The 12,303-nt window shown below is 66.8% G+C and carries 13 protein-coding genes; 5 read left to right on the top strand and 8 right to left on the bottom strand.

All coding sequences use genetic code 11. The features are described 5' to 3' along the window. Positions 1–34: 34 nt before the first annotated feature. On the bottom strand, positions 35–1,231 hold the full coding sequence (gene ispD / locus ACFQB0_RS13010; RefSeq protein WP_386732355.1) for a 2-C-methyl-D-erythritol 4-phosphate cytidylyltransferase: 1,197 nt from the start codon (positions 1,229–1,231) through the stop codon (positions 35–37). 87 nt (positions 1,232–1,318) lie between these two features. Beyond that, a complete protein-coding gene (locus tag ACFQB0_RS13005; protein ID WP_055811864.1) occupies positions 1,319–1,801 on the bottom strand; it encodes a CarD family transcriptional regulator in 483 nt (160 codons plus the stop codon). 162 nt (positions 1,802–1,963) lie between these two features. Here ACFQB0_RS13005 and ACFQB0_RS13000 point away from each other — a divergent pair, with 162 nt between their 5' ends. Further along, positions 1,964–2,446 (top strand): hypothetical protein, encoded by a 483-nt coding sequence (locus ACFQB0_RS13000; RefSeq protein WP_386732352.1) that lies wholly within the window; start codon positions 1,964–1,966, stop codon positions 2,444–2,446. 76 nt (positions 2,447–2,522) lie between these two features. Here the strand turns inward: ACFQB0_RS13000 and ACFQB0_RS12995 are convergent, their stop codons facing one another. Together ACFQB0_RS12995 and ACFQB0_RS12990 are read right to left on the bottom strand one after the other, a co-directional pair. After that, positions 2,523–3,203 (bottom strand): response regulator, encoded by a 681-nt coding sequence (locus ACFQB0_RS12995; RefSeq protein ID WP_386732350.1) that lies wholly within the window; start codon positions 3,201–3,203, stop codon positions 2,523–2,525. Beyond that, a complete protein-coding gene (locus ACFQB0_RS12990) occupies positions 3,181–4,371 on the bottom strand; it encodes a sensor histidine kinase (RefSeq protein WP_386732348.1) in 1,191 nt (396 codons plus the stop codon). Before ACFQB0_RS12990 ends, ACFQB0_RS12995 begins: the two co-directional genes overlap by 23 nt. A gap of 182 nt (positions 4,372–4,553) precedes the next feature. On the opposite strand from ACFQB0_RS12990, the gene phoU reads away from it, so the two are divergent. Then, the gene (gene phoU / locus ACFQB0_RS12985; protein WP_386732345.1) at positions 4,554–5,222 is read left to right on the top strand and encodes a phosphate signaling complex protein PhoU; all 669 of its coding nucleotides are present in this window, start codon (positions 4,554–4,556) and stop codon (positions 5,220–5,222) included. 41 nt (positions 5,223–5,263) lie between these two features. On the opposite strand, the gene ACFQB0_RS12980 is transcribed toward phoU, so the two are convergent. The 4 genes from ACFQB0_RS12980 to ACFQB0_RS12965 all read right to left on the bottom strand — a co-directional run bounded on the left by ACFQB0_RS12980 (position 5,264) and on the right by ACFQB0_RS12965 (position 8,337). Further along, positions 5,264–6,016, bottom strand: a complete 753-nt coding sequence (locus ACFQB0_RS12980; RefSeq protein ID WP_386732343.1) for a phosphoglyceromutase — start codon at positions 6,014–6,016, stop codon at positions 5,264–5,266. Between the two features lie 111 nt (positions 6,017–6,127). Continuing rightward, positions 6,128–7,297, bottom strand: coding sequence for a CAF17-like 4Fe-4S cluster assembly/insertion protein YgfZ (gene ygfZ / locus ACFQB0_RS12975; RefSeq protein WP_386732341.1), 1,170 nt, complete (start codon positions 7,295–7,297; stop codon positions 6,128–6,130). Next, entirely contained in the window at positions 7,294–7,902 is a 609-nt protein-coding gene (locus ACFQB0_RS12970) for a nitrobindin family protein (RefSeq protein WP_386732338.1), read from the bottom strand. The genes ygfZ and ACFQB0_RS12970 overlap by 4 nt, the downstream gene beginning before the upstream one ends. Before the next feature lie 129 nt (positions 7,903–8,031). Continuing rightward, a complete protein-coding gene (locus ACFQB0_RS12965) occupies positions 8,032–8,337 on the bottom strand; it encodes a hypothetical protein (RefSeq protein WP_386732336.1) in 306 nt (101 codons plus the stop codon). A gap of 76 nt (positions 8,338–8,413) precedes the next feature. On the opposite strand from ACFQB0_RS12965, the gene ACFQB0_RS12960 reads away from it, so the two are divergent. The 3 genes from ACFQB0_RS12960 (at position 8,414) to ACFQB0_RS12950 (ending at position 12,267) form a co-directional block, all read left to right on the top strand. After that, a complete protein-coding gene (locus ACFQB0_RS12960; protein WP_386732334.1) occupies positions 8,414–9,100 on the top strand; it encodes a winged helix-turn-helix domain-containing protein in 687 nt (228 codons plus the stop codon). Between the two features lie 66 nt (positions 9,101–9,166). Beyond that, a complete protein-coding gene (locus ACFQB0_RS12955) occupies positions 9,167–11,335 on the top strand; it encodes an RNA degradosome polyphosphate kinase (RefSeq protein ID WP_386732332.1) in 2,169 nt (722 codons plus the stop codon). Next, positions 11,332–12,267 carry an NUDIX hydrolase gene (locus ACFQB0_RS12950; protein WP_386732329.1) on the top strand — a complete coding sequence of 312 codons (936 nt, stop codon included), beginning with the start codon at positions 11,332–11,334 and terminating at the stop codon, positions 12,265–12,267. Before ACFQB0_RS12955 ends, ACFQB0_RS12950 begins: the two co-directional genes overlap by 4 nt. The last annotated feature ends 36 nt before the right edge of the window (positions 12,268–12,303 follow it).

The following is a 12,303-nucleotide window of genomic DNA, read 5'->3' as shown; positions in this document are numbered from 1 at the left end:
CGTTCGCCGCACATCGACACGGATCGAGAGGGCGTCAAAGGACGAGGACCAACAACGCCGTCGCGATCGCGGCGATACCCTCACCACGACCGGTGAAACCGAGCGAGTCGGTCGTTGTGGCCGAGACGGAGACTGGCGCTCCCAGGATACCGCCGAGCAAGACCTCGGCCTCGGCGCGGCGCGGCGCAAGCTCGGGACGGTTGCCGACGAGTTGCACGGACACATTCCCCACGCGGTATCCCGCCGCCTCGATCAGGCGCAGGGTCTCCCTCAGGAACACCTCGCCATGCGCGTCGACGAGGCGCGGATCGTCCGTGCCGAAGATTCCGCCGATGTCGCCGAGTCCCGCAGCCGAGAGCAGGGCATCGCAGATCGCATGGCTCACCACGTCGCCGTCGCTGTGGCCGGCTAGACCGGGCTGGCCGGGCCAGTGCAGTCCGGCGAGCCAGAGCGGGGTCTCGATGTCGGCGGCGAAGGCGTGCACGTCGACCCCGGTCCCGACGCGCAGACCGCCGGGGGCGCTCGCACGAGCCTCGGGGGCGAGGAGCTGTTCCGCGCGCCGCAGGTCCCACGACGTCGTCACCTTGAAGGCGAGAGGGTCGCCAGGGACGATTCTGACCGTTCCACCGGCCGATGCGACGAGAGCGGCGTCGTCGGTGAATTCTTTGGAGGAGGCGGCGTAGGCGGCCTCGAGAAGATCGCGGGGAAAGCCCTGCGGGGTCTGCACGGCGGAGAGCTCGGAACGGTCGACGGTGCCGAGTATTCCCCCGGCCGCATTCACCCGCTTGATCGTGTCGACGACGGCGAGGCCCGGGACGGCTCCCACGCCGCTCTCGCGGACCGCGGCGACGACGGCGTCGTGCAGACCGCTCGGGGCGAGCGCACGTGCGGCATCGTGCACGAGCACGACTTCGATCGCAGGGTCGAGCGCGGCGAGCCCGGCGGCGACGGAGCTCTGCCGGGTCGCGCCTCCGACCACGACGCGAAGATGGCCGGATGCCGACCCGGCGACGTCCTCGCCGATCGCACGTGCCTCAGCCAGGAACCCCGGCGGCGCGACGACGACGACCTGGACCGGCCGGTCCATACCGAAGACGGCATCTAGGGCGTAGGCAAGTAACGGTCGACCCATAACAGAGACGAAGGCCTTGGGCTCGGCCCGCCCGAGTCGGGTTCCGCTGCCCGCCGCGACGACAACGACTGCTGCGTCCGGCACCATCGTCTCACTCATGCCCGTCCTCAGAACCGTGAGCTAACGCCAATCGTTCACCTCCGCCTCCCGAGAACAGCGGATCGCGTCATCTCGAGGAGGTGGGGATCAGGAGGCGAGAACCTCGTCGAGCACGGTCGAAGCCTTCTCCTCGTCGGTCTTCTCGGCGAGCGCGAGCTCTGAGATCAGGATCTGGCGAGCCTTGGCCAGCATGCGCTTCTCTCCCGCTGAGAGACCGCGGTCCTGGTCGCGGCGCCACAGGTCGCGCACGACCTCGGAGACCTTGATGACGTCTCCGGACGCGAGCTTCTCGAGGTTCGCCTTGTAACGGCGGGACCAATTGGTCGGCTCCTCGGTGAACGGAGCGCGCAGAACCTCGAAGACGCGGTCGAGTCCTTCTTTGCCGATCACATCGCGAACACCGACGAGGTCCACGTTCTCGGCGGGAACCTCGATCGTGAGATCGCCCTGTGTGACGTTGAGCTTAAGGTAGAGCTTCTCTTCACCCTTGATGATTCTCTTCTTCACCTCGGTGATCGTTGCGGCTCCGTGGTGGGGGTAAACGACTGTCTCGCCAACCTCAAAAAGCATGAATTGATATCCCTTCAGCGAACTATAGGATACCACAAGCGCTACCTGGTAAGGTTCGCCTTACCATTCCGGGGCTCGCCGACCGCATAGGCTAAACTCGTAGCGAATTCCGCAGCGTCCCCGGCCCGTCGCCGTGCAGGACGCCACCGTTTTGGAGGTCTTGTGAGGGCGCGTATCGCGGCATCGGTCATTCTGGCGGCTGGCATTCTTCTCGGCACGAGCGCATGCAACCTCGTCGCCCCGCAGGCAACCACGAAGCACTACGACGCGAGCGACGGGGTCAGCGCCGACATCGGCGACCTCGACGTGCGCAATGCGATCCTCATCTCTGAGACCGGGACGGACGGCAACCTGGTGGTGACCGTCGTCAACAAGGCAGGAACGGCCGCACGCCTCGCCGTCCAGTTCGAGTCGAAGGGCAAGAAGATCACCCAGCACGTCGTCCTCGCAGGCGATTCGACCACTGTGCTCGGTGAACCCGACGGCGAGGTCGTGATCCTCCGTGGAATCGACAGCATCCCCGGCTCACTCGTTCCCGTCTTCTTCCAGTACGGCGAGGCATCCGGCAAGGAGCTGCTGATCCCCGTGCTCGACGGAGGCCTGCCGGAGTATTCCGAGCTGCTTCCGGCCGACGTCGAAAACTGAGGCGTCGCTGGGGCGCTGCGGGCAGGAGTCCGCTCGCTGAACCGAGCATGAACCGGCCGCCCGCGGCACGTGGAGGCTAGGCCTCGAAGCGGTACCCGAGTCCGCGCACGGTGACGAGCATCGTGGGCTCCGAGGGAACCGCCTCGATCTTCGAGCGAATCCGCTTGATGTGCACATCGAGGGTCTTGGTGTCGCCGAAATAGTCGGTGCCCCACACCCTGTCGATCAGCTGGCCGCGAGTGAGCACCCGCCCTGCATTGCGCAGCAGCAATTCGAGCAACTCGAATTCCTTGAGCGGCATAGGAGTGTCGACCCCGTTGACCGCTACCGTGTGTCGTTCGATGTCCATGCGCACTGTGCCGGCCTCGAGCACGCTCTCGTCGTCGTGCTCGGTGTCGATCTGACGTCGCAGCACGGCACGGATGCGTGCGAGCAACTCACGGGTGGAATACGGCTTGGTCACGTAGTCGTCGGCTCCGAGTTCGAGACCGACGACGATGTCGACCTCGGAGTCCTTCGCGGTGAGCATGATGATCGGAACCGAGGAGCGCTGACGGATCTCGCGGCACACCTCGGTTCCGGGTATCCCCGGGAGCATGAGGTCGAGCAGGATCATGTCAGTGCCGGTTCGTTCGAACTCACTGATCGCGCTCGGGCCGTCGGCGACGACCGTGACCTCGTAGCCCTCGCGTCCGAGCAAGAAGCTCAGCGGTTCGCTCAGCGCGCTCTCGTCTTCAACCAGCAGGATACGTGTCAACGTTCTCTCCATTTGCTTCGACTGCATTGTGTGTACCGGCGACGTTCTGCACCGCCTCCGGAAGACGGATCGTGAACGTGGAACCATGACCCGGCTGCGACCATACCCGGATGTCGCCGCCGTGGTTCTGCACGGCGTGCTTGACGATACTCAGGCCGAGCCCAGTGCCGCCAGTGTGGCGTGACCGCGCCTGGTCCACGCGGAAGAAGCGCTCGAAGACGCGGTCGATGTCCTCTTCGGGAATGCCGAGCCCCTGATCCGTGACGGCGATCTCGACGATCCCGTCGAAATGCTTGACTCCGACCCCGACGTGGGAACCGGCCGAGGAGTAGTGCACGGCGTTGGCGATGAGATTGTGAACGGCGACGACGAGCAGGGTCTCGTCTCCATAGACCTCGACCCTGGATCTACGCCCGACCACGATGGTCACGTCGTGGGACTCCGCGACGACGCGGTTCTGGTCGACGGCCGCCGCCACGACGGCGTCCACGCTCACGAGTCGCGGCGTCGCGAGGGCATCCTGCGCCTGCAACCGGCTGAGCTCGATGATCTCCTGAGTGATGCGAGCGAGGCGGCCGGACTCCGTTGTGAGCCGGTTGGCGAAACGACGCACCTGCTCCGGCTCGTCCGCCGCCTGGTCGAGAGCCTCGGCCAGAAGACTCACCGAGGCGATCGGCGTCTTGAGCTCATGGCTGATGTTGGCGACGAAGTCGCGGCGCACCTCGTCGAGTCGGTGCGTCTCGGTGCGGTCCTCCGCGAGCAGCAGCACGAAACGGGTGCCGAGCCTGGCGAGCCGCACGCGCAGGTACATGCTCGCGTCACCGAACGGTCCGCGCGTGATGACGAGCTCCTTGCTCACGGCCTCGCCCGTCCGGCGCACGCCGTCGACCAGTTCCACGAGCTCAGGATGCACGAGCCCGCCGTTCCAGACGAGTCCCATCGAGAGCGCGCCTGGGGAGGCCTTCATAACGTTGTGGGAGGGGTCGAGCACGACGCCGGCCGACTCGAGCGCCTCGAGCACCTGGTCGATGCCGTCGGGGATGGTGGGACTCACGACCTCGGCGGCACGTGCCCCGCGTCGCTCGGCGACGTGCAGGAGTGCGACGAAACCCGCACCTACCGCAAGGCCTAGTGCCAGAGAGATCAGCACCAACCACGTGGAGTCCATGCCACTAGAGTAGTGAATCCATCGACCTCGCCCGTCCGGATCGCGGATCGAGCGATACTCCTTCAGGGAGTGTTCAGGCCTGCGGCACCAGCTGTTAACCTGGCGACGGCATCATGAGCCGGGGGCCAGGCGGGTCTCAATCGCCCGCGCATGCGCGCAGGGTAGGAAGGACCAAAATACTCATGCGTGAGGTTTTTCAGCAGGAGCTCCGCGAGGTGCAGGACCGGCTCGTCGAGATATCGGAGCTCGTCGCCGTGTCGATCGACAAGGCGACCAGAGCGTTCAACGACTCCGATGTGAGCCTCGCAGAGGAGGTCATCGCCGACGACAGCAAGATCGACGGGCTGACCATCACGCTCGACGAACTCGCCATCACGATCCTCGCCCGCCAGCAGCCCGTCGCCCGCGACCTGCGCATCGTCGTGAGCGCGCTGCGGATCAGCGCATCGCTCGAACGCATGGGCGACATGTCGACGCACATCGCGCAGCTCGCACGCTATCGCTTCCCCGACAAGGTCGTGCCCAAGACCCTGCGCGGCACCTTCGCCGAGATGGGACGCCTCGACGTCGAGATCGCGAACAAACTCACCGAGCTCCTCAAGGCCGAGGACATGCAGCTCGCCGAGACCATTCGCAACGAGGACGACAAGATCGACGCCCTGCACCTCAGCGTGTTCGACAAGGTCCTCGGAGAGACCTGGAAGGGCGAGGCAGCCGACACCGTCGACGCCACCCTCGCCAGCCGGTACCACGAGCGCTTCGCAGACCACGCGGTCTCGATCGCAAAGAAAGTCCAGTACCTCGCAACCGGCGATTGGGACCCGGACCACTCCTCGGACGCCTCCCGCTGAGAGGCGGGCGACGGCTGACTCTCGTCAGCGCTCTACGGCCGTCACTTCCTGCCCTGGGCTGCTACGGCGGCTGCGCCGGCCGCAGCGGCCTCCTGGTCGAGATACTCTCCGGGCTCGAGCGGCATGAGATCACCGCCGAGCGTGTAGACGAGCGGGATGCCTGTGGGGATGTTGAGCTCGGCGATGTCATCGTCGCCGATGCCGTCAAGGTGCTTCACGAGCGCGCGCAGCGAGTTGCCGTGAGCGGTGACGAGCACGGTCCTGCCCGCGCGGAGGTCATTCGAGATGTCCGACTCCCAGTACGGCAGCATGCGCACGATGACGTCCTTGAGGCACTCGGTGCGAGGCAGCTCGGCATCGGCCAGCCCCGCATAGCGAGGGTCGCCCACCTGCGAGTACTCGGAGCCGTCGGCCAGGGCCGGCGGCGGGACGTCGAAGGAACGACGCCAGAGCTGGAACTGCTCCGGCCCGTACTTCCCCAGCGTCTCCGCCTTGTCGAGCCCCTGCAGCGCGCCGTAGTGACGCTCGTTGAGACGCCAGCTACGGCGGACGTCGATCCACGCGCGGTCGGCGACGTCGAGGGCGATGTTGGCGGTCTGGATCGCGCGCGTGAGCACCGAGGTGTGCAGCACGTCCGGCAGCAGGCCGGACTCCGAGAGCAGCTCTCCGGCTCGCCTCGCCTCTGTCTCGCCCTGCTCGCTGAGGCGCACATCCACCCAGCCGGTGAAGAGGTTGGCCTGGTTCCAGGTGCTGTTTCCATGACGCAGCAGAATGAGAGTGTGAGGCGCAGTCATGGCTTCCACTCTACTGATCCGCGAGAGTCGACTGCGCTCGTCGTCACAGCTGCCGCCATCGCCGAGCTGACAGACCGCAGGGCGTGACGCGACCGACGCGCGAGAAGCCGCCTAGAGCCCGCGAACGCCGAGGCGGGGCAATCGCGGCACGTCGGCTGCGGCCCCCGCTCCAGGGGGCACGACGACGACCTGGCTCGCCGCGACGACCTCGCCGTGCGAATGCACCTCGAGCGGGACCGACACCGGCACGGCGCGTTTGATCACGGCGAGCGCGATCGGGCCGAGCTCATGGTGCAGCGCGGCCGATGTGACGGCTCCGACGACGCGCCATCCGGCTTCCGCCTCTGGTCTGGTCTTCTCGGCGAACACCTCGTCGCCGTGCAGCGGCAGTACGGTGTCCGAACCGTCGAGATGCAGCATCACAAGACGGCGAGGCGGATGCCCGAGGTTGTGCACCTTGGCGACGGTCTCTTGTCCGCGGTAGCACCCTTTGTCGAGGTGCACGGCGGAGCGCAGCCAGTCGAGCTCGTGCGGGATGGTCTTCTGGTCGACCTCGGTCGCGCGCCGCGGACGCCACGCGGCGATGCGGAGAGCCTCGAGCGCGAGCACTCCCGCGACGCCGGAGTCGGCGGATTCCACCCGTGCAACGAGCACGACGAGCTCTTCGCGCGGCACGAGCACCTCGCTCCACCGCCAGTCGGCTGCCGGATGTCCCTCCGGTGCCGCATACTGCCAGCCCCCTCGGGTGACCACGGCCCACGGATCGTGCCAGACGAGCGGCAGCCCGTTGGGAGCGGCGGCGGCGAGACGGACCGACGCACTCTCGGCGGCCGGGTCGGCCGCCATCGAGCCGATCGTCGCGAACTCGGCCGTGCGGTCGGCGACCTCGACGCGCAGCATGAAGCGCATGCTGTCGAGCCAGGCGTGCAGGCCGGGCAGCTCACCCGCCTCGACGAGCAGCCAGGTCGTCGTCCCGTCGTCGAGAACCCGGATGTCGTGCTCGATGCGTCCTGTGCCGTCGAGCAGCAGCGTCTCGGCGGACTCCCCCGGCTCGAGACGATCGAGGCGCTGGGTGGCGACGGAGTTGAGCCAGATCAGGCGGTCCGGTCCGGACACGCTGAGCACGCCGCGATGCGAGAGATCGACGATCGCGGTGCCGGCCAGCAGATGACGCTGCTCGATCATCGGGTTGCCGTAGTGGGCTGCGACGCCCAGGTCGATGCCCTCGGCCTGCACAGCGCCGGAGAGCCGGAGGAACGGATTGTCGGTCACGATGCTCATTCCATCTTGGCGAGACGCCCGGAGGCGTGTGTGCGCAGATCCTGCCCGAGCGCGGCGATGTCCCACGCCCAGAGCAGATGGTTGTCGACGAGCCCGTAGAGCCGGGTCGCGGCCGAGTAGTTCTTTGCGCCGCGAGTGCGCATCACGGCGTCCGTCGCGAGATCGATGCGCGGACCCTTGACCTGGCCCAGGTAGAGCTCGCTGACCCCGCCCGGGTGCACGAGCGAGACCTCGACGTCGAAACCGCCGTCGGCGTTGCGCAGGGTCTCGACCGCTTCGGCGGTGTCGAAGACGCGCTCGCCGACGCCCGGGAGCATAGCGGGGCCGGGATCCGCGTCGGTGAGCGGGCGGGCGAGGCGCCAATATCCGGTCTCGGTGGCGAGGGGCTTCGGCTCGTCGCCCCCCGGCTCGGGGAACAGCCAGGTGTACGAGCTGTAGTTGAGGTGCGGCAGCCCGTCGTGGCTGAAGCTCACCCGCTGACCGAACTCACGGGTGACCTTCTCATCGCCGATCGCGTAGTCGAGCACGCCTGAGCCTTCCCAGACACCGACGAGCCAGGAGAGCGGAACGAGTTCAGCCGGCAACCCGGAGGGGAGCTCGATCATGACACGCTACCGCTGCCCCCGGAAGAGCTTGAAGAGCACGACGCCCGACACCCAGGCGATGGCGAGACTTGCCAGGGCGAGGAGGCCGACGAAGAAGAGTTCGAGTGCGAGCATCGACATACCGAGAGTCTAACCGGTGACGAGGGCAGCGCCGGTGCTCGCCGCCACGAGGGCGAACACGACGGTGGCGACGGCGAGGAGCACGACGGCGCCGATGACGCTCATGGTGATCCTGTCGACGAAGCCTTCCTTGCGTCGGGTCGCGAGTTGCACGACGAGGGTCGTGACCGTGCACACGGCGAGTGTGAGCCCGATCCCGGCGAGGCGGTGTTCCGCGTCGACGACGGCGACGACGACGATTCCCAGGGCCCCGAGCAGCCAGATCGGCGCGACGCTCCTCCATGCCTTCCCCACGCTGCCCGTCTCGACGCTCATGCGTCTATTCTGCCCCGCACCCCTCCGCGAGGGCGTCAGGATAGGATGGGCGGCACGATAAAGCTGGAGGATGCGCGTGGCGCAGTTGTTGATCCTGACGTCGGCAGTCAACAATGAGGTTCTTCCCGCGCTCGCGCTGCTCGGTCACCGGGTGCGGCTCATTCCCGCTCAAGCCGAACAACTGATCTCTGCGCCGGACTCCGACCTGATCCTCGTGGATGCCCGACAGAACCTGGTGCAGGCCAAGGCGCTCTGCCAGATCCTGCGCACGACGGGCAACACCGTCCCGCTGCTGCTCGTGCTCACGGAAGGCGGGCTCACCGCGGTGAGTCCGGACTGGGGGGTCGACGATGTCGTCCTCGACTCAGCCGGGCCTGCCGAGATCGACGCGCGCATACGGCTCGCCGTCGGGCGCCTCGCGCCAGAGGCCTCAGAGCGCATCCAGACCTCGGGTGTCATCATCGACGAGGCGAGCTACTCTGCGAAGGTGCGCGGCAGGCCGCTCGACCTCACCTACAAGGAGTTCGAGCTGCTCCGCTTTCTTGCGACGCATCCCTCGCGGGTGTTCACTCGCGAGCAGCTGCTCAGCGAGGTGTGGGGCTACGACTACTTCGGCGGAACGCGCACCGTCGATGTGCACGTGCGGCGCCTGCGCGCGAAACTCGGCGACCTCGAGTCGCTCATCGGAACGGTGCGCAACGTCGGCTATCGCTTCAACGTGCACGATGACGACGACGAGAAGGCCGCACAGGCGTCGAGCTGAGTCGCGTTAACCTCTCGTTTACCGGGGGCCCGTTCTTCGGGTGCTCGCGGATGCCATGATGTTCAGATGGATGTCGACAACATCATTGACAGTGGGCTCGGGGGCGACTTCGACGACGACTTCGAGCCGTTCGACACTGCGGGCGACACCACGCTGCCCGAGGAGCGCTACCTCGACAGGGAGTTGAGCTGGCTCGCGTTCAACCAGCGCGTGCTCGAACTCGCCGAGGACGCCGCCGTTCCCGTGCTCGAACGCGCCAACTTCCTCGCCATCTTCGCCAGCAATCTCGACGAGTTCTTCATGGTGCGCGTCGCGGGCCTCAAGCGGCGCATCCTCACCGGACTCGCCTTGCCGACCAACGTCGGACGCGCGCCGCAGGAGGTGCTGTCGGATGTCTCGGGCAAGGCCCACGAGCTGCAGGAACGGCACGCCGCCGCGTACCAGACCCACGTGCGCCCCGCTCTCGCCGAAGCCGGCATCAACATCGTCACGTGGGCCGAACTCGACGATGCAGAGCAGTCCCGCCTGCACGACTACTTCTCCCGGCAGATCTTCCCTGTGCTCATGCCGCTCGCCGTCGATCCTGCGCACCCGTTCCCCTACATCTCCGGACTCTCGCTCAACCTCTCCGTGCGGGTGCGCAACACCAGGACGGGCAAGCAGGAGTTCGCCCGCCTCAAGGTGCCGCAGATGCTCCCGCGCTTCCTCGAGATCGACTCGGTCGCCGGAACCCAGCGCTTCATCACCCTCGAGGACCTCATCGCCAACCATCTGGGCGACCTCTTCCCCGGCATGGAGATCGTGGAGCACCACGTGTTCCGCGTCACCCGCAACGAGGACGTCGTTGTCGACGAGGACGAGACCGAGAACCTCATCAAAGCGCTCGAGAAGGAACTCCTGCGCCGCCGCTTCGGGCCGCCCATCCGGCTCGAGGTCACCGATGACATGGACAGCGTGACGCTCGGCCTGCTCGTGCGTGAGCTCGACGTGACCGAGCAGGAGGTGTTCCGGCTTCCCGCGCCGCTCGACCTCGGCGGGCTCTTCGACATCGCCAAGATCGATCGGCCGGACCTGCACTACCCCAAGCACGTTCCCACCACGAGCGTGCACCTGCAGCCGCACGAGCCCAATATGCAGCCGGATGTCTTCGCGTCGATCACCCGCGGCGACGTGCTGCTGCACCACCCGTACGAGTCGTTCGCGACGAGCGTGCAGGCGTTCATCGAGCAGGCTGCCGCCGACCCGCACGTGCTCGCCATCAAGCAGACTCTCTACCGCACCTCGGGAGACAGCCCGATCGTCGAGGCACTCATCGACGCGGCGGAATCCGGCAAGCAGGTGCTCGCGCTCGTCGAGATCAAGGCTCGTTTCGACGAGCAGGCCAACATCTCCTGGGCGCGCAAGCTCGAGAAGGCCGGCGTGCACGTGGTCTACGGGCTCGTCGGCCTCAAGACGCACTGCAAGCTCGCCCTCGTGGTGCGACAGGAGAAGGGCGAGCTGCGCCACTACAGCCACATCGGCACGGGCAACTACAACCCGAAGACCTCGCGCATCTACGAGGATCTCGGCCTGCTGACCGCCGACGACCAGGTGGGCAAGGACCTCACCCGGCTGTTCAACGAGCTCTCCGGCTACGCCATCGAGAAGAAGTTCAAACGCCTGCTCGTCGCACCTCTGCACCTGCGCAAGGGCCTGTTGAAGCGCATCGGTGACGAGACGGCCAACGCAGCCGCCGGCAAGCCGAGCGGCATCCGCATAAAGGTCAACTCCATCGTCGACGAGGCCATCATCGACGCCCTGTACCGGGCGAGCAACGCCGGAGTGCCCGTCGACGTCTGGGTGCGCGGAATCTGCAGCCTCAAACCGGGCGTCGAGGGCATGAGCGAGAACATCCGCGTCCGTTCCATCCTCGGCCGCTACCTTGAGCACTCCCGGATCTTCTCGTTCCACAACGGCGGGGACCCGCAAGCGTACATCGGCAGCGCGGACATGATGCACCGCAACCTCGACCGCAGGGTAGAAGCACTCGTGCGTCTCACCGATCCGGCACACCTGGCCGAGGTCGACACCCTCTTCGAACGTGCCCTCGACGGGCGCACCTCGTCGTGGTGGCTCGACGAGAGCGGAGAGTGGACACGGCATCACCTCGACGATTCCGGTCATCCGCTCGATGACATGCAGAATAGGCTGATGCAGCAGATCGCGCAGCGCAAGCGACCCGGGAACCGACGGTGACAACGGCTGTCTATGCGGCGGGAGCCGTATGCTGGCGGGTCGTCGAAGGCAAGACGATGGTGCTCGTCATCCATCGCACCGTGCACGGCGATGTCACGATCCCGAAGGGCAAGGTCGATCCGGGCGAGTCATTGCCCCGCACGGCCGTGCGGGAGATCCAGGAGGAGACCGGGCTCTCCGTCGCCCTCGGGATTCCTGTCGGGGTGTCCAGCTACTCCCTCGGCAACGGTCGCGAGAAGATCGTGCACTACTGGGCCGCCGAGATCACGGACGCCGCCATCCGTCACTCCACCTTCGTTCCGAACGGCGAGGTCGCCGCGCTCGAATGGGTGACGATCAAGAAGGCCAGGAGTTACCTGAGCTACTCGACCGACGTCGAGATCCTCGAAGCCTTCGCAGCCCTCGTCGACGCCGGCATCACCCGCACCTTCGCCCTCATCGCACTGCGTCACGCGAAGGCGATGAGCCCGTCGAACTGGAACGGTCCCGACGCGACGCGCCCGCTCACCGAGCGCGGCGTGCAGCAGGCGGCCGGCATCGTCGACACGCTCGCGGCATGGCGCCCCAAGCGCATCGTGACAAGCACGGCTACGCGCTGCGTCACGACGGTGACGCCACTCGCCGTCGCGTGCGGCCTCGAGATCCGTCGCACCGAACTCATCAGCCAGGATTCCTACGGCGATGGCACCGGCGACGTGCGCACCGTGATCGGAAAACGCGTGCGCGCCCGCAAGACGGCCGTGATCTGCGCCCATGGCCCCATCCTCCCCGAGATCATGCGCGAGATCGCGCTCGCCACCGGTACGACGACCGGCTCCTACCTCTCGGATGCCGCTGCGCTCGAGACCGGCGCATTCTCGGTCGTGCACCTCTCGACCGACAATCCGAGCTCCGGCATCATCGCCATCGAGACCCACTCGCCACGGGCCTGACCCCGGCCGGCTCGCCGGTCTTCGCATCGCGTTTAC

It is taken from the genome of Luethyella okanaganae (genome assembly GCF_042660285.1).
Lineage (GTDB): Bacteria > Actinomycetota > Actinomycetes > Actinomycetales > Microbacteriaceae > Luethyella > Luethyella okanaganae.
Note: the sequence above shows the minus strand (reverse complement) of the source record. Positions and strands in the feature narration are given on the sequence as shown.

Bases quoted from the DNA above. Each gene is read 5' to 3' on its own strand.
- ACFQB0_RS12955 (WP_386732332.1), top strand. From the start codon at position 9,167: ATGGATGTCGACAACATCATTGACAGTGGGCTCGGGGGCGACTTCGAC.
- ygfZ (WP_386732341.1), bottom strand. From the start codon at position 7,297: ATGAGCATCGTGACCGACAATCCGTTCCTCCGGCTCTCCGGCGCTGTG.
- ispD (WP_386732355.1), bottom strand. From the start codon at position 1,231: ATGAGTGAGACGATGGTGCCGGACGCAGCAGTCGTTGTCGTCGCGGCG.
- ACFQB0_RS12970 (WP_386732338.1), bottom strand. From the start codon at position 7,902: ATGATCGAGCTCCCCTCCGGGTTGCCGGCTGAACTCGTTCCGCTCTCC.
- ACFQB0_RS13005 (WP_055811864.1), bottom strand. From the start codon at position 1,801: ATGCTTTTTGAGGTTGGCGAGACAGTCGTTTACCCCCACCACGGAGCC.
- ACFQB0_RS12965 (WP_386732336.1), bottom strand. From the start codon at position 8,337: ATGAGCGTCGAGACGGGCAGCGTGGGGAAGGCATGGAGGAGCGTCGCG.
- ACFQB0_RS12990 (WP_386732348.1), bottom strand. From the start codon at position 4,371: ATGGACTCCACGTGGTTGGTGCTGATCTCTCTGGCACTAGGCCTTGCG.
- phoU (WP_386732345.1), top strand. From the start codon at position 4,554: ATGCGTGAGGTTTTTCAGCAGGAGCTCCGCGAGGTGCAGGACCGGCTC.
- ACFQB0_RS12980 (WP_386732343.1), bottom strand. From the start codon at position 6,016: ATGACTGCGCCTCACACTCTCATTCTGCTGCGTCATGGAAACAGCACC.